Origin of the sequence: Hydrogenophaga sp. R2 (assembly GCF_049843595.1) — a bacterium.
In the GTDB taxonomy this organism is placed as follows: domain Bacteria; phylum Pseudomonadota; class Gammaproteobacteria; order Burkholderiales; family Burkholderiaceae_C; genus Hydrogenophaga.
The window spans coordinates 110,844-135,621 of sequence record NZ_JBBHZN010000002.1 but is presented as its reverse complement, the minus strand read 5'-3'; the positions used below and the strand labels follow the sequence as shown (position 1 = coordinate 135,621).

Genomic DNA, 24,778 nt, shown 5'->3' with positions numbered 1-24,778 from the left:
ACGGAGTTCATCATAGCCCGAACCGCCGGGCGAGCCCGTCGGCCACGGCGGCCAGCCGGTCCAGGTCATCCACGTCGTTGAACACCACCAGATCGGCCACAGCCCGCCGTTGTTCCCGGGTGGCTTGCTGACGGATCACCGCTGCGGTGGTGTCTGGCGTCCAGCCGCTGCGCGCCAGCACCCGCCGGGTCTGGGTGGATTCGCTGCAGTCCACCACCAGCACCCGGTCCAGCCGGGCGGGCCAGCGGGGCGACTCGGCCAGCAGGGGAATGTCGAACACCACGCAGGCCGAGCGGCAGGTCTGCAACTGCCTGGCGATGGCCTCGCCCACCAGTGGATGGATGATGGATTCCAGCATCTGCCGGGCTGCGGGATCGGCAAACACGCGGGCCCGCACGCGGTCACGGTCGAGTCCGCCATCGGCGGCGATCATGTCGGCGCCCAGCCGTTCACGGATCGTCGGCAGGGCGGCTCCGCCAGGGGCCGTGGTGGCGCGGGAGATGGCATCGGCGTCGATCACGTCGGCGCCCCGTTCGCCGAGCATTCGCGCCAGCGTGCTCTTGCCGCTGCCGATGCCGCCGGTCAGGCCCAGCCGCAGCATCGCATCACAGCCCGAGCACCGCCAGGATGGAGCCGGGCCCGAACACCATGGCGGTCAGTCCCGCCAGGGCCAGAAAAGGGCCGAAGGGTACATAGCCCCCTTCGCGCAGCTGACCGATCAGCTTGATGCCGATGCCCACCACCGCGCCGATCACCGACGACATCAGGATGATGGGCACCAGTGCCTGCCAGCCGAACCAGGCGCCCAGCGCCGCAAACAGCTTGAAGTCGCCGTAGCCCATGCCTTCCTTGCCGGTCAGCAGCTTGAAGGCCCAGTACACCAGCCACAACGACAGGTAGCCCCCCACGGCGCCCCACACGGCGTCGCGCAGGGGCACGCCGGTCCAGGCCAGTGCGGAGGCACACAAGCCGGCCCACAGCAGGGGGAGTGTGATGTCGTCCGGGAGCAGGGTGGTGTCCCAGTCGATGGCGGCCAGTGCCACGATGGCCGCAGCAAAGCCGCACCACAGCAGGGCCTGGACCGAGGCACCCCACTGCCAGCCGCACCAGGCAAACAGCAGACCAGTGAAGAGCTCCACGGCCGGATACCGGGGACTGATCGGCGCCTTGCAGGCACTGCAGCGTCCGCGCAGCACGGCGTAGCTGAGCACCGGGATGTTCTCGAACCAGCGGATGGCATGACCGCAATGCGGGCAGGCAGAGCGCGGCACCATCAGGTTGTAGCGCTCTTCCGTGTGGGTCGGCGCCGGCGCGGCCTCGGTGGCCTGCATCTCGGCACACTCGCGGGCCCACTGCCGCTCCATCATCCTCGGCAGCCGATGGATCACCACATTCAGGAAGCTGCCCACGAGCAAGCCCAGCAGCCCCAGCAGCACCGGGGCCAGCGTCGCGTCCACCGGCATCAGACCACCTGGCCCAGCTTGAAGATCGGCAGGTACATCGACACCACGATGCCGCCGATGATGGTGCCCAGCACCACGATGATGATCGGCTCCATCAGGCTGGAGAGGCCGGCCACCATGTCGTCCACCTCGGCTTCATAGAAGTCGGCTGCCTTGCCCAGCATGTGGTCGATGGAGCCGGACTCCTCACCGATGGCACACATCTGCAGCACCATGGAGGGGAAGATGTTGGCATTCGACATGGCCACCGTCAGGCTGGTGCCGGTGGAGACTTCCTGCTGGATCTTCTCGGTGGCAATCGCATAGACCGAGTTGCCCGAGGCGCCACCGACCGAATCCAGGGCTTCCACCAGCGGCACACCGGCGGCGAACATGGTGGAGAGGGTGCGGGTCCAGCGGGCGATGACCGACTTTTCCACCAGCTCGCCGAAGATGGGCATCTTCAGCAGCATGCGGTCCATGAACTGCTGGACCTTCTCGTTGCGGCGCCAGGCCTGGAAGAAGAAATACAGACCGCCGCCGATGCCGCCGAAGATGAGCCACCACCACTGAACGAAGAACTCGCTCATGCCGATGACGAAGAGCGTCGGGGCCGGCAGGTCGGCGCCGAATGAAGTGAAGACCTGCTTGAAGGACGGAATCACGAAGATCATGATCACCGCCACCACCACGAAGGCCACGATGATCACGGCGGTGGGGTACATCAGTGCCGACTTGATCTTGGACTTGATCGCCTCGGTCTTCTCCATGTACTCGGCCAGTCGGTCGAGCAGTTCTTCCAGAATACCGGCCGCCTCACCCGCCTCGATGAGGTTGCAGTAGAGGTTGTCGAAGTACAGCGGGTGCTTGCGGAACGCGGCGCTCAGCGACGTGCCGGTTTCCACGTCGGCCCGGATCTCGTTGAGCAGCTTCGTGACGCTGGGGTTGGCGTTGCCCCGGCCGACGATGTCGAAGGCCTGCAGCAGCGGCACGCCGGCCTTCATCATGGTGGCCAGTTGCCGGGTGAAGATGGCGATGTCCTTGGGCTTGATGCGCTTGCCGGAGCTCATCCGGCGTTTCTTCACCTTGCCCGGGATGATGCCCTGGCGTCGCAGGGTGGCCAGCACCTGGTTCTCGCCGACCGCCCGGATTTCCCCGCGCATCGGCCGGCCGTTGCGGTCCTTGCCTTCCCATTCGAAGACGAAGTCCTTGACGTTCTTGGTTGCCGCGGTAGCCATGGATGCCTCTCTGCTGATGTCGTCGTGATCGCTGCCGGCGCCGTCACTCGTTGGTCACGCTGATGACCTCTTCCAGCGAGGTCAGACCCAGCTTGACCTTGAGCAGCCCGGATTCCCGCAGGCTGCGCACACCTTCCCTGCTGGCCTGCTGCGCGATGTCCAGTGCGCTGCCGCCGCGCAGGATGATGCGCTGGATCTCTTCGCTGATCGGCATCACCTGGTAGATGCCGACCCGTCCCTTGTAGCCGTTGTTGCAGGCCGAGCAGCCCACCGGCTTGTAAGGCGTCCAGGTACCGTCGAGTTCCTCGGCCTTGTACCCGGCTTCCAGCAGTGCCTTGCGGGGCACGTCCAGCGGCGCCTTGCAGGTGGCGCACAGCCGCCTGGCCAGACGCTGGGCCGTGATCAGGATGACGCTGGAGGCGATGTTGAACGTGGGAATGCCCATGTTCATCATCCGCGTGAGCGTGGTGGGGGCGTCGTTGGTGTGCAGCGTGGACAGCACCAGGTGGCCGGTCTGGGCGGCCTTGATCGAGATGTCGGCCGTTTCCAGGTCGCGGATCTCGCCGACCATGATCACGTCCGGATCCTGGCGCAGGAAGGCCTTGAGCGCGACCGCGAAGGTCAGGCCGGCCTTCTCGTTCATGTTCACCTGGTTCACGCCCGGCAGGTTGATTTCCGACGGGTCTTCCGCCGTCGAGATGTTCACACCGGGCTTGTTCAGGATGTTCAGGCAGGTGTAGAGCGACACCGTCTTGCCGGAACCGGTGGGGCCGGTGACCAGCACCATGCCGTAGGGACGGCTGATGGCATTGAGCAGCCGTTCCTTTTCTTCCGGCTCGTAGCCGAGCGCGTCGATGCCCAGCTTGGCACTGCTCGGGTCCAGGATACGGATCACGATCTTCTCGCCGAACAGCGTGGGCAGCGTGCTGACCCGGAAGTCGATCACCCGGTCCGGGCCGATCTTGAGCTTCATGCGGCCGTCCTGGGGCACCCGCTTCTCGGAGATGTCCATCCGCGAGATCACCTTGATGCGCGATGCCAGCTTGTCCTTGATGGCCACAGGGGGCGACGCGATCTCGCGCAGTTCGCAGTCGATGCGGAACCGGACCCGGTACTGGTGCTCGTAGGGCTCGAAGTGGAGATCGGATGCCCGCATGTTGAAGGCGTCGATCAGCATCTTGTGCAGGAACTTGACGACCGGCGCGTCATCGACCTCGGTGGCTTTTTCGGCCGTGTCGGCCACTGCCGATTCGGCGGCCAGATCGTCGAATTCGACGTCGCCGACGATGTTTTCCATGGCCTCGTTGGCCGAGGTGGAGCGCGCATCGACCAGCTTGCTGAGCTTGTCGTATTCGGCGATCACCCAGTCCACGCCCATCTGGGTGGCGAACTTGATCTTCTCGGCGGCCTGCTGGTCGGCCGGGTCGGCCGTGGCCACGATGAGCCGGTTGTTGCGCTTGCTCAGGACGACGATCCGGAAGTCGGCGCAGATCTTGGGATCCAGCAGTTCGGTGGGGAGGCGGTTGACGTCGATCGCGTCCAGATCGAGCAGCGGGGCTGCAAACGCCGTCGACATGGTGTGCGCCAGGTCATAGGGCGACACGGCACCCGAGCCCGTGAGCTCGGCGATGAAGCTGGTCCGGGAGCTCTGCGCCTTGCGGTACAGGTCTTCGGCGGCCTTCTGGCCCAGCTTGCCAGCCGAAACGAGAGCACGCCCCAGACCCGGCAGCGCCATCGAGGGGGTGTCAGTGGGGAGCGAGTCTACCGACGCCATCCGCGTAATCTAACGTAAATCAACGACTTGCCCGCACACTCTGAGGTGGTTTGTGGGCAAAAAGACGACGTGGATGATTGGACGGCCTCACCAGCCGGCGAGCGGTCGACAGGCCATGCCGACCCAGGGAGACCAAAAGAAATCTGGTCGGGGTGAGAGGATTCGAACCTCCGGCCTCTACGTCCCGAACGTAGCGCTCTACCAGGCTAAGCTACACCCCGAATGTCACCTGACGGCAACGACAGCCCCGCTGAGGGGGCTGAACTGGAACGTTCAGGAGCGTCGCTCGAGAAGTCCAGCCGCCAATTGTAGCAAAGCTGAAGCGTGGTCATTGGACGGCAGGCAACGGGCTGCGTCGATGGCCCGCTGCGCCTCGCCGGAAGCGCTGCTTCTGGCCCGATCCAGCGCGCCACTGCGCCGGATGATGGCCACGATGTCGTCCAGGCGGTCCGTGTTGCCGGTCTGTATGGCTTCCCGGATCAGGTCCTGTTCGGCTGCAGAACCCATCTGCAGTGCGCAGATCACGGGCAGCGTCACCTTGCCCTCCCGGAGGTCGTCGCCCAGGTTCTTGCCCAGTTCGGCGGGGTCGCCTTCGTAGTCCAGCACGTCGTCAATGACCTGGAATGCCGTGCCCAGGGCTTGCCCGTACATCGCGCAGCCTTCTTCCACGTCCGGCGCGGCGCCCGCCAGGATCGGGGCCAGCCGGGCACTGGCTTCAAACAGCTTGGCGGTCTTGGAGCGTATGACCCGAAGGTAGGTGTCTTCGTCGATGCTGGCGTCGTGCATGTTCATCAGCTGCAGCACCTCACCCTCGGCGATGACGTTGGTGGCTTCCGACAACACCTGCATCACCTTCATGTTGTTCACCTCCACCATCATCTGGAAGGCGCGGGAATACAGGAAGTCGCCGACCAGCACACTGGCGGCGTTGCCGAACTGGTGGTTGGCGGTGGATCGGCCACGCCGCAGCGTGGATTCGTCGACCACGTCATCGTGCAGCAGGGTCGCCGTGTGGATGAACTCCACCACGGCCGCCAGCGTGTGGCGGTGCGGATGGGTGTTGCCCAGGGCGCCGCTGACCAGCAGCAGGAGTGCGGGCCGCAGGCGTTTCCCGCCGGCAGAGATGATGTACTGGGCGACTTCCCTGACCAGGGGCACGTCGGACGTGAGCCGCTCCGAAATCACGCGGTCGACCTGTTCCATGTCGTGCTGGATCAGCGCCAGCGGTGAGGCGGTGGGTGCTTTCGGGGAGGTCAAGGTGGTGGCCGGGGTCGTTGGAGAGGGGCTTGCCGCACACGACGCGCAGCCGCAGGGATTATAGAAACCGGGGTGCCGGCGCCTTGGCGGGCCGGGCTTGCCTTGTCACCGTTGCGGGGTCAGGGTAGAATTGCGGGTTCGGCGGAATTGGGTCTGCCGAACGTTCCTGCTTCCTGCACAGCGAACACCCGGCGCAGGCCCGGTGTCTGGCAGCAGTGCTGCAGGGTCATTTCAAGAGGTTCATATGTACGCGGTCATAAAAACCGGTGGCAAGCAATATCGTGTTGCTGCCGGCGAAAAAATCAAAGTAGAACAGATTGCTGCGGAAGTGGGCCAAGAGATCGTGTTCGACCAGGTTCTGGCAGTCGGCAACGGCAGCGAGATCAAAGTGGGCACTCCCTTGGTTTCCGGCGCAACGGTCACGGTCAAAGTGGTGTCGCACGGTCGTCACGACAAGGTCCGCATCTTCAAGATGCGCCGTCGCAAGCACTACCAGAAGCGCCAAGGCCACCGTCAGAATTTCACCGAGCTCGAAATCGCATCGATCTCGGCCTAAGGAGAGAGCAACATGGCACAGAAAAAAGGCGGCGGCTCCACGCGAAACGGGCGCGATTCCAAGCCCAAGATGCTCGGTGTGAAGGCCTTCGGTGGTGAGCTGGTGTCTGCCGGTTCCATCATCGTGCGTCAGCGCGGCACCAAGTTCCACCCCGGCACCAACGTCGGCGTCGGCAAGGACCACACCCTGTTCGCCACTGTCGATGGCCACGTCCAGTTCGCCACCAAGGGCGCGCTGAACCGCCACACGGTGAGCATCACGCCGGTTTAATCCGTCGGCGTTTCCACGAAAGGCCCGCGCGTGCGGGCTTTTTTGTTGGGGTGCCGACTTCTCGACAGGAAGCTGCCATGAAGTTTGTGGACGAAGCCACGATCGATGTTGCTGCGGGTGACGGCGGCAATGGCTGCGCGTCGTTCCGGCACGAGAAATACAAGGAATTCGGCGGGCCTGACGGAGGCGACGGCGGCCGTGGGGGGCATGTGTACGCCCTGGCAGACGCCAGCCTCAACACCCTGGTCGACTTCCGCTACACCCGCCGGTTCGAGGCGCAGCGTGGCGAACACGGCAAGGGCTCCGACATGTTCGGTGTCAAGGGGGACGACATCATCCTCAAGATGCCGGTGGGCACCATCGTGGCCGATGACGAGACCGGCGAGGTGCTGCACGAGCTGCTGAAACCCGGCGAGCTGGTGATGCTGGCCAAGGGCGGCGACGGCGGTTTCGGCAACATGCACTACAAGAGCTCCACCAACCGCGCGCCCCGGCAGAAGACGCCCGGCTGGCCCGGCGAGCGGCGTACGCTGCGGCTGGAGCTCAAGGTGCTGGCCGACGTGGGGCTGCTGGGCATGCCGAACGCCGGCAAGTCCACCCTGATCGCTGCCATTTCCAACGCCCGGCCCAAGATCGCCGATTACCCGTTCACCACCCTGTACCCCAACTTGGGGGTGGTGCGCGTCGGGCCCGAGAAAAGCTTTGTCGTGGCCGATGTGCCCGGCCTGATCGAGGGTGCCTCCGAAGGCGCCGGCCTGGGGCATCAGTTCCTGCGCCACCTGCAGCGCACGCGCCTGCTGCTGCATCTCGTGGACGCCGCACCGTTCGACGAGTCGGTGGATCCTGTGGCCCAGGCCAAGGCCATCGTGGGCGAGCTCAAGAAGTTCGACCCCGAGCTGCACGCCAAGCCGCGCTGGCTGGTGCTCAACAAGCTGGACATGGTGCCGGCGGAGGAGCGCGAGGCCCGCATCAAGGACATCGTGCGACGCCTGCGCTACAAGGGTCCGGTGTTCGAGATCTCGGCGCTCACCCGCGAGGGTACCGAGCGCCTGGTGCAGAAGGTCTACGAGCACATAGCCCAGGTCCATCAGGCCGCCCAGCCGGTGGCGGTCGATCCCCGCTTTCAGAATGGCGCCGAGGGCGCCTGATCCTGCCCCATGAACGATCCCGTCCTTGAACAGAACGCAGCGGTGCTGCGCAGCGCGCGCCGCATCGTGGTGAAGGTGGGCTCCAGTCTGGTGACCAACGAGGGCCGTGGTCTGGACGAGGAGGCCATCCGGCAGTGGAGCCGCCAGCTGGCGGCGCTGGTGCAGGAGGGGCGCGAGCTGATCATGGTGAGCAGCGGCGCGGTGGCCGAGGGCATGAAGCGCCTGGGCTGGACCAGCCGTCCCAAGGAGATCAACGAGCTGCAGGCGGCTGCCGCCGTGGGGCAGATGGGTCTGGTGCAGATGTACGAGACCCAGCTGCGGGCCTGCGGCGTGGGCAGCGCGCAGGTGCTGCTCACCCACGCCGACCTGGCCGACCGCGAGCGTTACCTCAATGCCCGTTCGACCCTGCTCACCCTGCTGCAGCTGCGCGTGGTGCCGGTGATCAACGAGAACGACACGGTGGTCAACGACGAGATCAAGTTCGGCGACAACGACACCCTGGGCGCCCTGGTGGCCAACCTGGTGGAGGCCGATGCGCTGGTCATCCTGACCGACCAGAAGGGCCTCTACACGGCCGACCCCCGCAAGGACCCGGCGGCCGAATTCGTGCATGTGGCCCGCGCCGGCGATCCGGCGCTGGAAACCATGGCGGGCGGTGCCGGCAGCGGCATCGGCAAGGGCGGCATGATCACCAAGATCCTGGCGGCCAAGCGGGCAGCGGGCTCGGGCGCCTCCACCGTGATCGCCTGGGGCCGTGAGCCCGACGTGCTGCTGCGGCTGGCATCCGGCGAATCCATCGGCACCTGCCTGGTGGCACAGACCGCCAAGCACCAGGCCCGCAAGCGCTGGATGTCCGACCACCTTCAGCTGCGCGGTGCGGTGGTGGTGGACGATGGTGCGGTGGAGAAGATCGTGGGCGAGGGCAAGAGCCTGCTGCCCATCGGCATGACCGCCGTGGAAGGCGACTTTTCACGCGGCGACGTGATCGCGGTGCGCGATCTGCGCGGGGTGGAGGTGGCCCGAGGTCTGGCCAACTACGCCAGCACCGAAGCCCGGCTGCTGTGCCGCAAGGCATCGGGTGATTTCGAGCGGCTGCTCGGCTACGCTGCCGAACCGGAGATGATCCACCGCGACAACCTGGTGCTCACCCGGGGCTGACCGCCCTGGCGCCGGCATCCGGCGTGCGTCAGCAGGGCATTCAGCGAAGGTCGGGCTTGCCGCGCTGCAGCTCGTTGAGCATGCGCGAGGGCGGGTTGTTCGGTGTCGGGCCGTCGCACAGACCGGCCCGGGCCATGAACATCTGCCGGCGGGTCGCACCACGGAAGCTCAGGGGCTGCCAGCTGGCCTCGCTGTTGCCGCCGGACTGGCGCCAGCCGGATGCCGGGTCCCAGCGGGCATAGATGCGGGTCTCGGCGGTCTGGCAGCGCAGGCCCTCGTACAGCACATTGAGGGCGCCGCTGGCGCTGCGCGCCACGAACACATAACGGATCACGCCATCGCTGCCGACCTGCAGCGTGGAAGGCTCGATGCCGAACTCCATGGTGGTCGTCTGTTCCAGCCGGAAGGTGCGCAGCTGGCCCAGGTCGAACTGGGCGGGGGGTGTCCACTGGGCTTCTTCCCAGGGCTTCTCTTCCTCGTCGTTGCGGGAAGTCGGCATGGTGCTGGCGGCACTGGCGGCGCCCACCAGCAGGGCGCATGCCGTGCCGGCGAACAGCGCACGCATGAAACGGTTCAGGGAATCGGTCATGAAGTCGGGCCCGGCATCGGACTGCCGGGCGATTGGGGATCGGGATCGAAACTGGCGCCCGGGGGCAGTTCCAGTCCCATCGGGGGCTGCAGCTGTGCGGTGTGGTCTTCCTGGACCCGCCGATTGCCCCGCAGGAAGCGGTTGCGCTGGTCGTTGCGGGGCAGGTAGCGCGCCAGTTCGGTCAGCGCCATTTCGTAGACGCCGCGCTTGAACTCCACCACCACGTCCAGCGGCACCCAGTAGTCGTTCCAGCGCCAGGCGTCGAACTCGGGGTGGTCGGTGGCGCGCAGGTTCAGGTTCCAGTCCTGCGCCACCAGACGCAGCAGGTACCAGATCTGTTTCTGGCCTTTGTAGTGACCGCGTGCATCCCTGCGGATGAAGCGGTCTGGCACTTCATAGCGCAACCAGTCCCGGGTGCGGGCAACGATGGCCACGTGTTCGGGCTTGAGCCCGATCTCCTCGTGCAGCTCCCGGTACATCGCCTGCTCGGGGGTTTCGCCCCGATCGATGCCCCCTTGGGGGAACTGCCAGGAGTGGGAGCGGATGCGCTTGCCCCAGAACACCTGGTTCTTCTGGTTGAGCAGAATGATGCCGACATTGGGCCTGAAGCCTTCTCTGTCAAGCATAATCAACCCCGAATTTTGAACTGCGGTCATTATGCATCGGTGATGCATGCGCGCGTAGGGTACTGCCCCCTGTAGGCACCTGAACGGCGGCTGATGGCGCCCCGCGCGGCCGATCCCCATTCATTTCCACCGACCCCCAACGTCACGTGCCCGTGCGGGTACAGCGCCGCCATGAAAGCCTCCCAGTTCCTGATCTCCACCCTCAAAGAAGCACCGGCCGATGCCGAGGTGGCCAGCCATCGCCTGATGACCCGCGCCGGCATGATCAAGAAGCTGGGCGCCGGCATCTACAACTACATGCCCATGGGCCTGCGCGTCATCCAGAAGGTCGAGCGCATCGTGCGCGAGGAGATGAACCGGGCCGGCGCAGTGGAGCTCACCATGCCGGTGGTGCAGCCGGCCGAGCTGTGGCAGGAGACCGGCCGCTTCGACAAGATGGGCCCTGAGCTGCTGCGCATCAAGGACCGCCACGACCGCGACTTCGTGATCCAGCCCACCAGTGAAGAGGTCATCACCGACATCGCCCGCCAGGAACTGCGCAGCTACAAGCAGCTGCCCAAGAACCTGTACCAGATCCAGACCAAGTTCCGTGATGAACGCCGCCCGCGCTTCGGCCTGATGCGGGGCCGCGAGTTCATCATGAAGGACGCCTACAGCTTCGACCGCGACGAAGCCGGCGCCAAGGCCAGCTACCAGGTCATGGCTGCGGCCTACCGCCGCATCTTCGACCGCTTCGGTCTGAAGTACCGCGCGGTGGCAGCCGACAGCGGCGCCATCGGTGGTGACCTGAGCGAGGAGTTCCAGGTGATCGCCGCCACCGGCGAGGACGCCATCGTCTACTGCCCGCAGAGCGACTACGCCGCCAACATCGAGAAGGCCGAGGCCCTGCCGCCGGCCGGTCCGCGCCCGGCGCCGGCCAACCCCCTGACCCGCACCCCCACCCCGGGCAAGAGCACCTGCGCCGACGTGGCCGAGCTGCTCGGTGTGCCGCTGGCCACCACGGTGAAGTCGCTGGTGCTGGCCACCGACACGCTGGACGAGCAGGGCGAGGTGGTGTCGTCCCAGGTGTGGCTGCTGCTGCTGCGCGGCGACCACGACATGAACGAGGTCAAGGTCGGCAAGGTGCCCGGTCTGGACAAGGGCTTCCGCTTTGCCACCATCCCCGAGATCGAGGCCCACTTCGGCTGCCGCCCGGGCTACCTGGGCCCCATCGGCCTGAAGCAGCCGGTGCAGCTGGTGGTGGACCGAGAGGTGGCCGTGCTGGCCGACTGGATCTGCGGCGGCAACGAGGTGGACGTGCACCTCACCGGCGTGAACTGGGGCCGTGACCTGCCCGAGCCCACCCGCGTGGCCGACATCCGCAACGTGGTGGAGGGCGATCCCTCGCCCGACGGCAAGGGTCTGCTGGCCATCGAGCGCGGCATCGAGGTGGGCCATGTGTTCTACCTGGGCACCAAGTACAGCCGCGCCATGAACGCCACCTTCCTGGGCGAGGACGGCAAGCCGGCGCCCTTCGAGATGGGCTGCTACGGCATCGGCATCACCCGCCTGCCGGCGGCCGCCATCGAGCAGAACCACGACGAGCGCGGCATCATCTGGCCGGACGCCATTGCGCCTTTCACCGTGGTGGTCTGCCCCATCGGCATGGACCGCAGCCCGGAAGTGAAGGCCGCTGCCGAGTCGCTGTATGCCGAGCTGCTGGCGGCCGGCGTGGACGTGATCCTGGACGACCGGGGTGAACGCCCGGGCGCCATGTTTGCCGACTGGGAACTCATCGGCGTGCCGCACCGCGTGACCATCGGCGACCGGGGCATCAAGGCCGGTCAGGTCGAGTACCAGCACCGCCGCGACGCCGCCGCCACGCAGGTGCCGGTGACCGAGATTGCCGCGCTGCTCAGGAGCAAGATCAGCGCATGAGGCCGGCCGGCTGGACGCGGCGCGACAGCCTGCTGGCCATGGCCGCCTGCGGGCTGCCCGCTCTGCCGCTGCCGGCGCTGGCCGGGGGGCAGATCGAGGAGCCGCTGGCCGATTCGGTGCGCAGCGCCCTGAGCGCGGCCATCGCCAACACCGCCCCGCCGATACCGGAGTTCACCGACACCGAAAAGCGCCTGGCCTACCTGCGCTGGCTGGGTGCCACCAGCGACCGGCTCAAGCGCCGCAAGCCCGACTTCCAGACCCGCATCGAATTCCTGCAGACCGTCTGGTACGAGACCAAGCGTGCCGGCCTGGACACCACGCTGGTGCTGGGCCTGATCCAGGTGGAAAGCGGTTTCCGCAAGTTCGCCATTTCCCGCGTGGGTGCGCGCGGCTACATGCAGATCATGCCGTTCTGGGCCCGCCTGATCGGCGACGGCCATGTGCCGGCGCTGTTCAACATGCAGACCAACCTGCGCTTTGGCTGCGTCATCCTGCGCCACTACCTCGACCGCGAACGTGGCGACACCTTCATGGCGCTGGGCCGCTACAACGGCAGCCGGGGCAAGCCGCAGTATCCGAATGCGGTGTACGCCGCCCGGCGCCAGTGGGCGCACCCCGACGCCTGAGCCCCGGGGCTTATTGCAGGAAACCCATGCGGCCCTTGCCGCTGCCGGGCCGCGGCAGGTCGTCGGCCTCGATGCGGTAGCGGCCATCCAGACGGGCGTTGCCGAAGGCGGTGACCAGCGCCCGCCGCATCTCGCGCGGGGCCAGTGCCGCCAAGGCATCCAGCACATCGCTGGCGGGTTCGGGGTCGAACCGCAGACCCCAGTCGTGTTCGCTCAGGATGCCCCGGTACAGATGCTCCGCAATCCGCCGCGCGGCCTCGTGGGAGGGCGGGGCGATCTCGTACACGTTCATGCGGTTGAGGATGGGCTCGGGGATGCTGCGCTCGTCGTTGGCCGTGGTGACCCAGATCACCTGGCTGGCGTCGATGGGCACCTCGGCGAACTCGTCGACGAAGTGCTGCGCCGTGTCGTGCTCCAGCAGGCTGTAGAGCGCCCCCAGCGGGTCGTACTGCGCATCGGCACTGGCCTTGTCGATCTCGTCGACCACGATCACCGGATTGGCGTATTCGCCGTCCACCAGGGCCTCGAACACCTTGCCCGGCTTGGCGCCTTTCCATTGCGACGACGAGCCCGAGAGCAGCCAGCCCGCAGTCATGCTGCTCATGGGCACCAGGGTCATGCCGGTGCCCAGCAGGTCGGCGATCTGGCGGGCAAAGTGGGTCTTGCCCACGCCCGGCGGCCCCAGCAGCAGCATGGGCGTGACCTCCAGCGTGTCCTGGCTGTCCTGGGCCAGGGCCACGTGGCGCTTCACATCGTCCAGCACCTCGCCGAAGTTCGGCAGCTGGTCGTACAGGGGTGCCATGTCGGGCACGCCGGCCGGCTTGACGGCAAACCGGTCCGGGCCCCGCTCCAGCATGCGCTGCCAGGTGTTCTTGAGGCTCTCGTACTCGCGCTCGTTGCCGCTGGCCAGCAGCTTGGACAGGCGCCTCTCGACCTGCGCCGACTCGAACACGCGGCGCATGCGTGCAATCGGAAGCCCCCGGGGGGGCGAAGTCACCAGGCTGCGCGAGCTGCTCATGGGGATCTCCTTGTGGTCGATGTCCTGCGTTTCATTCAAGCACAAGGCATGCCTGCACTCAACGCCGGAAAAACCGGAGAAAACACCGCTTGACCTGTGCCACGCTGGTGCAGTGGGGTTCGGCCGCGCACAAAAAAGCCACCCGAAGGTGGCCGTGCGGTGCGGGGCCGGATCAGCCCTGGGGCCCGAGCACCTGCTGCAGTTCGCCGGACTGGTACATCTCCATCATGATGTCCGAGCCGCCGATGAACTCGCCCTTGACGTAGAGCTGCGGGATGGTGGGCCAGTTGCTGTATTCCTTGATGCCCTGGCGGATCTCGTCGTCTTCCAGCACGTTGACCGTGGTCACCGTCTTGGGATCGACGCCGCTGGCCTTGAGGATCTGGATGGCGCGGCCGGAGAAGCCGCACATGGGGAAGCTGGCGTTGCCCTTCATGAAGAGCACGATGGGATTGGATTTGACCAGTTGGTCGATGCGGGTCTGGGTGTCGCTCATGGTGGGGGTCCTTGCGGAATGGGCCGCTGCGGCCCGGAACAGGTGTGATTATCAACCCGGGGGCCGGCGGCCCCCGCTGCAGCGGGCGATGCCCGCGATGTCGTTGCGGCTGTCCACCTGCTCGAAGCCGGCGTCGGCCAGCAGGCGGCACACCGCGTCCGCCTGGTCGTGGCCGTGTTCCAGCAGCAGCCAGCCGCCGGGTGGCAGATGGGCCGGTGCCTGCGCGACCAGCAGACGGATGTCGTCCAGCCCGTCGGGGCCGGCGGTGAGCGCACTGTCCGGTTCGTGCGCCAGGGCGGGCAGGTGGGCATCGCCGTCGGCGATGTAGGGCGGGTTGCTCACCAGCAGGTCGAAGCGCTCGCCGGGCAGGGCGTCCAGCCAGCCACCCCGGGCGAAGCGGATCGGCAGCCCCAGGCGTTCGGCGTTGGCTCGGGCCACCGCCAGCGCGTCGGCACTGGCATCGGTGGCCGTGATGTCCCAGTGCGGTTGCCGGCTGCGCAGGGCCAGGGCGATGGCGCCGCTGCCGGTGCCCAGATCGGCCACGCGGGCACCGGCCGGCAGCGCGGGGGCCAGCGACAGCGCCCATTCGACCAGGGTTTCGGTGTCCGGCCGGGGCACCAGCACCCGGGCGTCCACCCGCAGCGAGAGCCCGAAGAATTCCTGTTCGCCGCGCAGATAGGCCATGGGTTCGCCGGCCCGGCGCCGCGCCACCAGTGCCTGCAGTGCCGCAGCGGCATCCCCTGGCAGCGGCTGGTCGCCGTGGGCGGTCAGCCAGGCCCGGTCGTGCGGATCGCGGCCCAGAGCCAGCAGGATCAGCATCTGCGCGTCCAGCCGGTCCAGGTCCTGGGCGGTCAGGGAGCGGAGGGTCTGTTCCAGGTTCATCGCGGCGTGGCCTCCAGTTCGGCCAGCAGCTCGGCACCTCGGGCCACCAGCAGGGCGTGGATCACGTCGTCCAGCTCGCCCTCCATGACGGCCAGCAGCTTGTAGACCGTGAGGTTGATGCGGTGGTCGGTGAGCCGGCCCTGGGGGAAGTTGTAGGTGCGGATGCGGTCGCTGCGGTCGCCGCTGCCGATCAGACCCTTGCGGGTGGCGGCCTCGCGGGCGGCGCGCTCGCTGCGGTCCTTCTCGCGCAGGCGGGCGGTGAGCACCTGCAGCGCCTTGGCCTTGTTGCTGTGCTGCGAGCGCCCGTCCTGGCATTCGGCGGTGATGCCGGTGGGCAGGTGGGTCACCCGCACCGCCGAGTCGGTCTTGTTGATGTGCTGGCCGCCGGCGCCGCTGGCGCGGAAGGTGTCGATGCGCAGTTCGGCCGGGTTGAGTTCGATGGCCTGTGCCGCGTCGGGTTCGGGCATCACGGCCACGGTGGCGGCGCTGGTGTGGATGCGGCCCTGGGTCTCGGTGGCAGGCACCCGCTGCACCCGGTGCCCGCCGGATTCGAAGCGCAGCCGGCCGTAAGCGCCCTGGCCCTCGATGCGCAGCACCACTTCCTTGTAGCCGCCCACCTCGCCGGGCGATTCGCTCACCAGCTCGGTGCGCCAGCCCTGGCGGTCGGCGTAGCGGGTGTACATGCGGGCCAGGTCGCCGGCGAACAGGGCCGATTCGTCACCGCCGGTGCCGGCGCGGATCTCCACGAAGGCCGGGCGTTCGTCGTCCGGGTCGCGCGGCAGCAGCAGCTGTTGGAGCTCGGCATCCAGGGCCTGCAGGTCGGCGTCGCAGGCGGCCATTTCCTCCTGCGCCATGTCGGCCATGTCGGGGTCGGCCAGCAGTTCCTGGGCGGCCGCGCGGTCGGCCTCGCGCTGCTGGTGACGATCGAACACCGCCACCAGTTCGCCCAGGTCGGCGTGTTCGCGGCTGAGCTGGCGGAAGCGGGCGATGTCGTTCACCACGTCCGGCGCCGACAGCAGGGCATCGAGCTCGTGCAGCCGCGCGCGCTGGCGCAGCAGGGTGTCACGGACAAAGGGTTTCATGGAGCAGGGCTGGGCTGCGGGGGCAGCCCGCAGAGCGCGGAGGATGGGCCCGGCGGGCCGCCTAGGCCGCGTCGCGCGGCGGCGTGCCTTCGCGCAGGAACAGGCGGGAGACGGTCTGCGCCGTGGTGGCGCGGGAGGCGGCGTCGCCGGCATGCAGCTCGGCCAGGGTGCCGTGCAGCATCTTCTGGGTCAGACCCTTGGCCAGGGCCTCCATCACCGCTTCCACCGGCTCGCCCTTGGCCAGCAGCCGGCGCGCCCGGGCCATCTCGGCCTGGCGCCAGGCGTCGGCCTGGGCATTGATCTGCTGGATCAGCGGCACCACGCCGTGGGCCGGGTCGCGCTGCTCCATCCAGTGCATGAAGCTCAGCACGCCCGCGTCGATGATGGCTTCGGCCTGGGCCACGGCCGCCTGGCGCTGGTCGCGCCCGGTCTGCACCACGGTGGCCAGATCGTCCACGGTGTACAGGTACACGTCGCCCAGGTCCTTCACCTCGGCCTCGATGTCGCGCGGCACCGCCAGGTCGACCATGAACATGGGGCGGTGGCGGCGTTTCTTGAGCGCACGTTCCACCGCACCCAGACCGATGATGGGCAGGGTGCTGGCGGTGCAGCTGATGACGGCGTCGAATTCGTGCAGCCGGTCGGGGATCTCGGCCAGGCGCATCACCTGGGCGCCGAAGCGGCTGGCCAGGGCCTCGCCACGCTCGAGCGTGCGGTTGGCAATGGCCATGGAGCGGGGCGTGCGGGCCGCGAAGTGGGTGGCCGCGAGCTCGATCATCTCGCCGGCACCCACGAACAGCACGCGGGTTTCTTTGAGGTCCTCGAACAGCTGCGACGCCAGCCGCACGGCGGCCGCCGTCATACTGATGGAATGGGCGCCGATCTCGGTCGAGGTGCGGACCTGCTTGGCCACCGCGAAGGAGCGCTGGAATAGCTGGTGCAGCGTGGAGCCCAGGGCGCCGGCCTCGTCGGCGGCGCGCACGGCGTTCTTCATCTGGCCCAGGATCTGGGCCTCGCCCAGCACCATGCTGTCGAGGCCGCTGGCCACCCGGAAGGCGTGGCGGGCGGCCTGGTCGTCGCGCAGCACATAGGCATGTTCGCGCAGCACATGCGGGCTCACGCCGCCGGTCTGGGCCAGCCATTCCAGCGTGGGCTCCACAATGGCGTGGTCGCCGGCGCCGTACAGTTCGGTGCGGTTGCAGGTGGACAGCAGCGTGGCCTCGGGTTGCCGGGGCAGGCTGCTGCGCAGGGTCTGCAGGGTCGGCTGGATCTGGTCGATGGCAAACGCAAAACGACCGCGCAGATCGAGCGGCGCGGTGTTGTGGTTGATTCCCAGGGTCCAGACAGACATGGTTCGATTATAAATTTCGTCCCCGGACGAGGACTGTCAACTTTATATGACACTTTGGCTGTTAACGGAACATGTGATCGGATTCCTGTTCCCGGCGCTGGCGGTGGCCGTCGTGCTCTGGCTGGCCCTGCGCACCCGGGCATCGCCCCGCCTTCGCCCGCTCGGGCAGGCCCTGGTGCTGGTGGGCGTGGGGGCCGCCGTGCTGCTGGCAGGTCTGTTCGTGTTCGGGCGCGACGGGAAGATGCTGACCTACGCCGCCCTGGTGCTGGCCCAGGGCACGGCCGGCTGGTGGTTGCGCGGCCGCTGATGGCCGCAGGCGTCAGGCCGTGGCCGGGTCGAACCGGTCCACCCGGTCGGTGATCAGCCCGTCCAGTCCCAGGTCGAGCAGGCGCCGGGCTTCTTCCGGCTCGTTCACGGTGTAGGTCAGGCAGCGCAGTCCAGCCTCACGGGCCAACGCCACCCGGGTGGCGGTCCACAACCGGTGCTGCAGCACCACGGCGGTGCAGGCCAGTCGGGCCGCCGTGTCCAGCCACAGGGCGTCGACCGTCTTGTCGCCCGGTGCCGGATCCGGCAGCTGGCTCACCAGCAGGCCCCGGGGCGAGGACGGCGCAGCCGCCAGCGCTCCGGCCAGGGCCTCGGGCTGGAACGAGGTCAGCAGCGGCTGAAGGTCTGGCCGGTCCGACCACAGCCGCTGCGCTTCGCGGGCCACCACCCGGCCGGTGAGTTCGGCCGTGCCCGGGCTGGGCTTGATTTCCAGATTGACCCGGTGGCCGCCGGGTTGCCCCAGGCTGAACGCTGCCACGTCGGTCAGGGTGGGCAGCCGTTCGCCCGCGAATTCGGTGGAATGCCAGGCGCCGGCATCCAGCGTGGCGAGTTCGCCCCAGGGCCGATCGCCGGCCGGACCCTGTCCGCTGGTGGTCCGTTCCAGCGTGTCGTCGTGCAGCAGGAAAGGCACGCCGTCGGCGCTCAGTCGCACATCGCATTCCAGCATGCGGTAGCCGTGCGCGGCCCCGAGCCGGAAGGCGGCCAGGGTGTTTTCGGGGGCCAGCCGACCGGCACCCCGGTGGGCGATCCAGCGCGGGTAGGGCCAGGGTGTCGACAGGTCGGACATGGGCGCATTCTGCCGGCCCTTTGGCCCGTGCGGCCATGGGCCCTCAGGTACCATCGCACGTTACTCTCTGCAGCCCCCAGCCGGCCGCCCCCATGAACGCACCGACCCCGCTCCCGCTCCTCGCCCACGCTTCCGACGATGCGCCGCGCCTGCGCGAGATTCCGTACAACTACACCTCCCTGTCCGACCGGGAAATCGTCATCCGGCTGCTGGGCGAACGTGCCTGGGACTTGCTGGACGGCCTGCGTGGCGAGCGCCGCACCGGCCGGTCGGCCCGCATGCTGTACGAGGTGCTGGGCGACATCTGGGTGGTGCAGCGCAACCCGTACCTGCAGGACGACCTGCTCTCCAGCCCCAAGCGCCGCAGCCAGCTGGTCGATGCCCTGAACCACCGCCTGACCGAGGTGCAGAAGCGCCGGTCGGCCGATGATGCCGCGCGCGACGCCATGGTGGCCGAGCTGCTGCAGGCCGCCCGCGGTGCCGTGGAACGCTTTGCCCGCTCGTTCGACGAGATGGCGGCCCTGCGCCAGCGCGCCACCCGGGTGCTGCGCAAGCTCACTGCCAAGGACAACATCAAGTTCGACGGCCTGTCGCGGGTGTCGCACGTGACCGATGCCACCGACTGGCGTGTGGAGTACCCCTTCGTGGTGCTCACCCCCGACACCGAGGCCGAGATGGCAGGCATGGTCAAGGGCTGCGTGGAACTGGGCCTGACCATCATCCCGCGCGGGGGCGGCACCGGCTACACCGGCGGCGCCATCCCGCTGACCTGGAAGAGCGCGGTCATCAACACCGAAAAGCTCGAGGCCATGACCGAGGTCGAGTGGGTCTCGGTACCGGGCCACGACGAGAAGCTGCCCACCATCTGGACCGAGGCCGGCGTGGTCACCCAGCGCGTGGCCGATGCGGCCGAGCGTGCCGGCCATGTGTTCGCGGTCGACCCCACCAGCGCCGAGGCTTCGTGCATCGGCGGCAACATCGCCATGAACGCGGGCGGCAAGAAGGCCGTGCTGTGGGGCACCGCGCTGGACAACCTGGTGAGCTGGCGCATGGTCACGCCGCAGGCCCAGTGGCTGGAAGTCACGCGCCTGGACCACAACCGCGGCAAGATCCACGACGCCGAAGTGGCCACCTTCGAGCTGCGCTATTTCGAGGCCGACGGCCGCACGCCGGTGCGCACCGAAACGCTGAGCATCCCAGGCCGCACCTTCCGCAAGGAAGGCCTGGGCAAGGACGTGACCGACAAGTTCCTCTCGGGGCTGCCCGGCATCCAGAAGGAAGGCTGCGACGGCCTGATCACCAGCGCCCGCTGGCTGGTGCACCGCATGCCGGCGCACACCCGAACCGTGTGCCTGGAGTTTTTCGGCAACCCCAAGGACGGCGTGCCCAGCATCGTCGAGATCAAGGACTTCATGTTCGCCGAGCAGAAACGCTCGGGCGTGCTGCTGGCCGGTCTGGAACACCTGGACGACCGCTACCTGAAGGCGGTGGGCTACGCCACCAAGAGCAAGAAGGGCAACGGCGGCCTGCCCAAGATGGTGCTGATCGGCGACATCGTGGGCGACGATCCCGACGCCGTGGCGCGCGCCACCAGCGAGGTCATCCGCATTGCCAACACGCGCAGCGGCGAAGGCTTCGTGGCCATCAGCGCCGAGGCCCGCAAGAAGTTCTGGCTCGACCGCAAGCGCACGGCCGCCATCAGCAAGCACACCAACGCCTTCAAGATCAACGAGGACGTGGTGATCCCGCTGCCCCGCATGGGCGAGTACACCGAGGGCATCGAGCGCATCAACATCGAGCTGTCGCTGCGCAACAAGATCGCGCTGTGCGACGCGCTGGAAGCCTTCTTCACCCGCGGCAACCTGCCGCTGGGCAAGACCGACGACGCCAGCGACATCCCCAGCGCCGAACTGCTCGAAGACCGCGTGCAGCAGGCCCTGGCCCTGGTGCGCGACGTGCGTGAACTGTGGGCCGGCTGGCTGGCCCGGGTGGATGCGCTCTTCCCGCAGCTGCAGGACCACACCCTGCGGGCCAGCTGGAAGACGCAGATCCGCGCCCCGCTGCAGCAGATCTTCAGCGGCTCGGCCTTCGGCGCCATCCTGGCCGAGTGCCAGGCCATCCACCAGCGCGTGCTCAAGGGCCGTGTGTGGGTGGCGCTGCACATGCACGCCGGCGACGGCAACGTGCACACCAACATCCCGGTCAACAGCGACGACTACGCCATGCTGCAGACGGCGCATGAGGCGGTGGCTCGCATCATGACCCTGGCCCGCAGCCTGGACGGCGTGATCTCGGGCGAGCACGGCATCGGCATCACCAAGCTCGAATTCCTGACCGACGCCGAGCTGGGCCCGTTCGCCGAGTACAAGGCCAAGGTCGATCCGGAAGGCCGCTTCAACAAGGGCAAGCTGCTGCGCCAGCCCACCGGCGACGCCGACGTGCGCAGCGCCGATCTGGCCCATGCCTACACCCCCAGCTTCGGGCTGATGGGGCACGAGTCGCTGATCATGCAGCAGAGCGACATCGGCGCCATCGCCGATTCGGTCAAGGACTGCCTGCGCTGCGGCAAGTGCAAACCCGTGTGCGCCACCCACGTGCCGCGCGCCAACCTGCTCTACAGCCCGCGCAACAAGATCCTGGCCACCTCGCTCCTGATCGAGGCCTTCCTGTACGAGGAGCAGACCCGCCGCGGCATCAGCATCCAGCACTGGGAAGAGTTCGAGGACGTGGCCGACCACTGCACGGTCTGCCACAAGTGCTACACCCCGTGCCCGGTGAAGATCGACTTCGGCGACGTCACCATGAACATGCGCAACCTGCTGCGCAAGATGGGCCAGAAGAGCTTCCGGCCCGGCAACGCGGCGGCCATGTTCTTCCTGAATGCCACCAACCCCGAGACCATCAAGGTGATGCGTTCGGCCATGGTCGATGTGGGCTTCAAGGCCCAGCGCCTGGCCAACAACCTGCTGCAGGGCCTGGCCCGTCAGCAGACCAGCGCCCCGCCGGCCACGCTGCGCGCGGCACCGGTCAAGGAGCAGGTGATCCACTTCATCAACAAGAAGATGCCCGGCGGCCTGCCCAAGAAGACGGCGCGTGCCCTGCTGGACATCGAGGACAAGAACTACGTCCCCATCATCCGCGACCCGCAGAAGACCACCTCCGACACCGAGGCGGTGTTCTATTTCCCGGGCTGCGGTTCGGAGCGGCTGTTCAGCCAGGTGGGTCTGGCCACCCAGGCCATGCTGTGGCATGCCGGTGTGCAGACCGTGCTGCCGCCGGGCTATCTGTGCTGCGGCTACCCGCAGCGGGGCTCGGGCCAGTTCGACAAGGCCGAGAAGATCATCACCGACAACCGGGTGCTGTTTCACCGCGTGGCCAACACCCTGAACTACCTCGACATCAAGACGGTGGTGGTGAGCTGCGGCACCTGCTACGACCAGCTGCAGGGCTACGAATTCGACAAGATCTTCCCGGGCTGCCGGATCGTCGACATCCATGAGTACCTGCTGGAGAAGGGCGTGACCCTGCCGCAGGGCCAGGGTGGTTACCTCTACCACGACCCCTGCCACAGCCCCATGAAGCAGCAGGAGCCGATGAAGACGGTGCGCGCCCTGGTGGGCGACAACGTGATCGAGAGCAAGCGCTGCTGCGGCGAGTCGGGCACCCTGGGCGTGACCCGCCCCGACATCTCCACCCAGATCCGCTTCCGCAAGGAAGAGGAGCTGCAGAAGGGCGAGGCCGCGCTGCGCGCCAACGGCACGGTCGGCCTGAACGACAACGTCAAGATCCTCACCTCGTGCCCGAGCTGCCTGCAGGGCCTCAACCGCTACCAGGACGACCTCAAGAGCGGTCTGCTGGAAGCCGATTACATCGTCGTCGAGATGGCCCGCCAGATCCTGGGCGAGCACTGGCTGCCCACCTATGTGGCCCAGGCCAACCAGGGCGGCATCGAACGCGTGCTGGTCTGAAGACCGCACCTCCAAGGGAAGAACATGGCTGGACTGAACAAAGACACCCCGACCCCGCAGGACATCACGGTGCACAACGCATCGAAGGTGATGGAAATCGCCTTTTCCGACGGCAAGACCTTCCGCATTCCGTTCGAGCTGATGCGCGTGTACTCGCCGTCGGCCGAGGTGCAGGGCCACGGCCCCGGCCAGGAAACGTTGCAGACCGGCAAGCGCGAGGTCGGCATCCTGGATCTGGCGCCGGTGGGCAACTACGCCATCCAGCCCACGTTCACCGATGGCCACAGCTCCGGCATCTTCTCCTGGGACTACCTGTACTTCCTGGGTGACCGCCAGACCGAGCTGTGGGCCGATTACGAGGCCCGCCTGCAGGCCGCCGGCACCCACCGCGACGCCCCCATGCCCGAGCAGGCTGGCCACAGCTGCGGCAGCCACTGACCCCCAAGGCGCCCATGGCCAAGACCCATTTCGGATTCCAGACCGTCGACGAACGCGAGAAGGCGCAGCGAGTGCGCGGCGTGTTCGACTCGGTGGCGCCGCGCTACGACGTCATGAACGACCTGATGTCGGCGGGCCTGCACCGGTTGTGGAAGCGCTACACCATCACCGTGGCCAACCCGCAGCCCGGCCAGCAGGCGCTCGACATCGCCGGCGGCACCGGTGACCTGTCGATGGCGCTGGTCCGCAAGGTCGGCCCGACCGGCCGGGTGGTGCACACCGACATCAACGAAGCCATGCTGCGCGAAGGCCGGGCCCGCCTGCTCGACCACGGCCTGGTGCTGCCCACCATGGTCTGCGACGCCGAGAAGCTGCCGTTCGCCGACGCCAGCTTCGACATCGTCACCGTGGCATTCGGGCTGCGCAACATGACCCACAAGGAACTTGCGCTGGCCGAAATGCATCGCACGCTCAAGCCGGGGGGCAAGTTGCTGGTGCTGGAGTTTTCCCGGGTCGCCAAGCCGCTGGAAAAGGCGTACGACTGGTATTCCTTCAACATCCTGCCCAAGCTGGGTCGATTCGTGGCCAACGACGCGGAGAGTTACCGCTACCTGGCCGAGTCGATCCGCATGCACCCCGACCAGGAAACGCTCAGACAGATGATGAAAACCGCCGGTTTCGGCCATGTCGACGTCCACAACCTGACCGCAGGGGTGGTGGCGCTGCATGTGGGCATCAAATGCTGAGGCGGCGAAGCAGACATTCACCCACGGAGACACGCATGAAACAGAAGATCTGGGCCACCTTGCTGGCCATCACCATGGCGGTGGGGTCCACCGAGGTCTGGGCCAAGCGGCTGGGGGGCGGTTCGTCCATCGGCAAGCAGTCCGGCAACGTGACCCAGCGCAGCACCGCGCCGGCCCAGCCGGCTCCGGCGCCCACGCAGGCGGCACCGGCCACCGCGCCCAGCCAGACTGCGGCCCGCCCGGCCACCGCGGCGCCGGCCGCCGCCGCGCCCAAGCGCCCCTGGGGCGCCATGCTGGGCGGACTGGCTGCCGGCCTGGGCCTGGCCTGGCTGGCCTCGGCCCTGGGTTTCGGTGAGGCCTTTGCCCAGTTCCTGCTGTTCGCCCTGCTGGCCCTGGTGATCATGGTGGTCATCGGTGCCGTCATGCGCCGCCGTGCCGCAACCTCCACGCCGGCCGCGGGTGGCCTGGCCTACCAGGGTGCCGGTCGCAGCCCGGTGGCCGAGCCGCTGGCCCCGCGTTCGTACAGCCCGCAGAACGTGGGCAACGATGCATCGGCCCGCCCCTGGGAGCGCAGCGCCCCCATCGGCCTGGAGCCGCTGGGTCAGCCGCAGGGCGGCTCCATGATCGGCTCGGCCCTGTCGGGCCGGCAGACGTGGGGCATTCCGGCCGGCTTCGATGCCGAGGGCTTCCTGAAGGCGTCCAAGACCAACTTCGTCAACCTGCAGGACGCCTGGGACCGCGCCGACATCCCCGCCCTGCGCGCCATGATGACCGACGACATGCTGACCCAGATCCAGGCCCAGCTGGCCGAGCGGGAGCAGCAGGGCGCCGGCCAGCCCAACAAGACCGAGGTGGTCATGCTGGATGCCCAGCTGCTGGGCATCGAGGAGGTCGACGGCGTCTACATGGCCAGCGTGGAGTTCTCCGGCCTGATCCGCGAAGAGGCGTCTTCCGGTCCCAACCCGTTCCGCGAGGTCTGGAACATCACCCGGCCGCAACAGGGCCCGGGCGGCTGGCTGGTGGCCGGGGTGCAGGCCCTGCAGTAAGCCCTGCCGCTTTGCTCCGGCGTCACGGGCGCCGGGGCT

The 24,778-nt window shown here is 67.7% G+C and carries 24 protein-coding genes and 1 tRNA gene; 11 read left to right on the top strand and 14 right to left on the bottom strand.

Translation table 11 applies throughout. From position 1 onward, the window contains the following. Positions 1-10: 10 nt before the first annotated feature. The 6 genes from coaE to WD026_RS09080 form a co-directional block, all read right to left on the bottom strand. The gene (gene coaE, locus WD026_RS09105) at positions 11-601 is read right to left on the bottom strand and encodes a dephospho-CoA kinase (RefSeq protein ID WP_425723350.1); all 591 of its coding nucleotides are present in this window, start codon (positions 599-601) and stop codon (positions 11-13) included. A gap of 4 nt (positions 602-605) precedes the next feature. Continuing rightward, positions 606-1,463, bottom strand: coding sequence for a prepilin peptidase (locus WD026_RS09100; RefSeq protein WP_425723349.1), 858 nt, complete (start codon positions 1,461-1,463; stop codon positions 606-608). Beyond that, complete coding sequence (locus WD026_RS09095) at positions 1,463-2,680, bottom strand: type II secretion system F family protein (protein ID WP_425723348.1); 1,218 nt, start codon at positions 2,678-2,680, stop codon at positions 1,463-1,465. The genes WD026_RS09100 and WD026_RS09095 overlap by 1 nt, the downstream gene beginning before the upstream one ends. 43 nt (positions 2,681-2,723) lie before the next feature. After that, positions 2,724-4,454: a type IV-A pilus assembly ATPase PilB gene (gene pilB, locus WD026_RS09090; RefSeq protein ID WP_425723347.1), complete on the bottom strand. Its 1,731-nt coding sequence runs from the start codon at positions 4,452-4,454 to the stop codon at positions 2,724-2,726. Positions 4,455-4,598: 144 nt separating this feature from the next. Beyond that, positions 4,599-4,675 (bottom strand) — tRNA-Pro (locus WD026_RS09085). A 52-nt stretch (positions 4,676-4,727) separates the two neighbouring features. Further along, positions 4,728-5,657: a polyprenyl synthetase family protein gene (locus WD026_RS09080; protein ID WP_425723743.1), complete on the bottom strand. Its 930-nt coding sequence runs from the start codon at positions 5,655-5,657 to the stop codon at positions 4,728-4,730. 298 nt (positions 5,658-5,955) lie between these two features. Here WD026_RS09080 and rplU point away from each other — a divergent pair, with 298 nt between their 5' ends. The 4 genes from rplU to proB all read left to right on the top strand — a co-directional run bounded on the left by rplU (position 5,956) and on the right by proB (position 8,843). Further along, the gene (rplU, locus tag WD026_RS09075) at positions 5,956-6,267 is read left to right on the top strand and encodes a 50S ribosomal protein L21 (RefSeq protein WP_086122082.1); all 312 of its coding nucleotides are present in this window, start codon (positions 5,956-5,958) and stop codon (positions 6,265-6,267) included. Between the two features lie 12 nt (positions 6,268-6,279). Then, on the top strand, positions 6,280-6,537 hold the full coding sequence (gene rpmA, locus WD026_RS09070; protein ID WP_086122083.1) for a 50S ribosomal protein L27: 258 nt from the start codon (positions 6,280-6,282) through the stop codon (positions 6,535-6,537). Positions 6,538-6,614: 77 nt separating this feature from the next. Then, positions 6,615-7,685, top strand: a complete 1,071-nt coding sequence (gene cgtA / locus WD026_RS09065; RefSeq protein ID WP_425723346.1) for an Obg family GTPase CgtA — start codon at positions 6,615-6,617, stop codon at positions 7,683-7,685. Between the two features lie 9 nt (positions 7,686-7,694). Further along, positions 7,695-8,843: a glutamate 5-kinase gene (gene proB / locus WD026_RS09060; RefSeq protein WP_425723345.1), complete on the top strand. Its 1,149-nt coding sequence runs from the start codon at positions 7,695-7,697 to the stop codon at positions 8,841-8,843. 40 nt (positions 8,844-8,883) lie between these two features. Here proB and WD026_RS09055 read toward each other — a convergent pair whose 3' ends face one another. Both WD026_RS09055 and WD026_RS09050 read right to left on the bottom strand, forming a co-directional pair. Further along, positions 8,884-9,432, bottom strand: coding sequence for a CNP1-like family protein (locus WD026_RS09055; RefSeq protein WP_425723344.1), 549 nt, complete (start codon positions 9,430-9,432; stop codon positions 8,884-8,886). Beyond that, positions 9,429-10,058: an RNA pyrophosphohydrolase gene (locus tag WD026_RS09050; RefSeq protein ID WP_425723343.1), complete on the bottom strand. Its 630-nt coding sequence runs from the start codon at positions 10,056-10,058 to the stop codon at positions 9,429-9,431. The genes WD026_RS09055 and WD026_RS09050 overlap by 4 nt, the downstream gene beginning before the upstream one ends. A gap of 171 nt (positions 10,059-10,229) precedes the next feature. Between WD026_RS09050 and WD026_RS09045 the strand changes: the two genes are divergently transcribed. Beyond that, on the top strand, positions 10,230-11,975 hold the full coding sequence (locus WD026_RS09045) for a proline--tRNA ligase (protein ID WP_425723342.1): 1,746 nt from the start codon (positions 10,230-10,232) through the stop codon (positions 11,973-11,975). Further along, positions 11,972-12,601, top strand: a complete 630-nt coding sequence (locus WD026_RS09040) for a lytic transglycosylase domain-containing protein (protein WP_425723341.1) — start codon at positions 11,972-11,974, stop codon at positions 12,599-12,601. Before WD026_RS09045 ends, WD026_RS09040 begins: the two co-directional genes overlap by 4 nt. A 10-nt stretch (positions 12,602-12,611) precedes the next feature. On the opposite strand, the gene WD026_RS09035 is transcribed toward WD026_RS09040, so the two are convergent. The 5 genes from WD026_RS09035 to hemA form a co-directional block, all read right to left on the bottom strand. Beyond that, the gene (locus WD026_RS09035; RefSeq protein WP_425723340.1) at positions 12,612-13,619 is read right to left on the bottom strand and encodes an AAA family ATPase; all 1,008 of its coding nucleotides are present in this window, start codon (positions 13,617-13,619) and stop codon (positions 12,612-12,614) included. A 172-nt stretch (positions 13,620-13,791) separates the two neighbouring features. Then, positions 13,792-14,115: a Grx4 family monothiol glutaredoxin gene (gene grxD, locus WD026_RS09030; protein ID WP_086122089.1), complete on the bottom strand. Its 324-nt coding sequence runs from the start codon at positions 14,113-14,115 to the stop codon at positions 13,792-13,794. Between the two features lie 51 nt (positions 14,116-14,166). Then, complete coding sequence (gene prmC, locus WD026_RS09025) at positions 14,167-14,997, bottom strand: peptide chain release factor N(5)-glutamine methyltransferase (RefSeq protein WP_425723339.1); 831 nt, start codon at positions 14,995-14,997, stop codon at positions 14,167-14,169. Beyond that, positions 14,994-16,079 carry a peptide chain release factor 1 gene (prfA, locus tag WD026_RS09020; RefSeq protein ID WP_425723338.1) on the bottom strand — a complete coding sequence of 362 codons (1,086 nt, stop codon included), beginning with the start codon at positions 16,077-16,079 and terminating at the stop codon, positions 14,994-14,996. The genes prmC and prfA overlap by 4 nt, the downstream gene beginning before the upstream one ends. A gap of 61 nt (positions 16,080-16,140) precedes the next feature. After that, the gene (hemA, locus tag WD026_RS09015) at positions 16,141-17,430 is read right to left on the bottom strand and encodes a glutamyl-tRNA reductase (protein WP_425723337.1); all 1,290 of its coding nucleotides are present in this window, start codon (positions 17,428-17,430) and stop codon (positions 16,141-16,143) included. A gap of 73 nt (positions 17,431-17,503) precedes the next feature. Between hemA and WD026_RS09010 the strand changes: the two genes are divergently transcribed. Continuing rightward, the gene (locus WD026_RS09010) at positions 17,504-17,737 is read left to right on the top strand and encodes a hypothetical protein (RefSeq protein ID WP_425723336.1); all 234 of its coding nucleotides are present in this window, start codon (positions 17,504-17,506) and stop codon (positions 17,735-17,737) included. Between the two features lie 12 nt (positions 17,738-17,749). Here the strand turns inward: WD026_RS09010 and ugpQ are convergent, their stop codons facing one another. Next, positions 17,750-18,541: a glycerophosphodiester phosphodiesterase gene (ugpQ, locus tag WD026_RS09005; protein WP_425723335.1), complete on the bottom strand. Its 792-nt coding sequence runs from the start codon at positions 18,539-18,541 to the stop codon at positions 17,750-17,752. Positions 18,542-18,633: 92 nt separating this feature from the next. On the opposite strand from ugpQ, the gene WD026_RS09000 reads away from it, so the two are divergent. The 4 genes from WD026_RS09000 to WD026_RS08985 are packed head-to-tail and all read left to right on the top strand — an operon-like array spanning position 18,634 to position 24,739. Then, positions 18,634-22,509 carry a DUF3683 domain-containing protein gene (locus WD026_RS09000; protein WP_425723334.1) on the top strand — a complete coding sequence of 1,292 codons (3,876 nt, stop codon included), beginning with the start codon at positions 18,634-18,636 and terminating at the stop codon, positions 22,507-22,509. Between the two features lie 24 nt (positions 22,510-22,533). Beyond that, the gene (locus WD026_RS08995) at positions 22,534-22,947 is read left to right on the top strand and encodes a gamma-butyrobetaine hydroxylase-like domain-containing protein (RefSeq protein WP_425723333.1); all 414 of its coding nucleotides are present in this window, start codon (positions 22,534-22,536) and stop codon (positions 22,945-22,947) included. Between the two features lie 14 nt (positions 22,948-22,961). Further along, entirely contained in the window at positions 22,962-23,693 is a 732-nt protein-coding gene (gene ubiE, locus WD026_RS08990; protein ID WP_425723332.1) for a bifunctional demethylmenaquinone methyltransferase/2-methoxy-6-polyprenyl-1,4-benzoquinol methylase UbiE, read from the top strand. Between the two features lie 35 nt (positions 23,694-23,728). Continuing rightward, positions 23,729-24,739 carry a Tim44 domain-containing protein gene (locus WD026_RS08985; RefSeq protein WP_425723331.1) on the top strand — a complete coding sequence of 337 codons (1,011 nt, stop codon included), beginning with the start codon at positions 23,729-23,731 and terminating at the stop codon, positions 24,737-24,739. Positions 24,740-24,778: the final 39 nt, after the last annotated feature.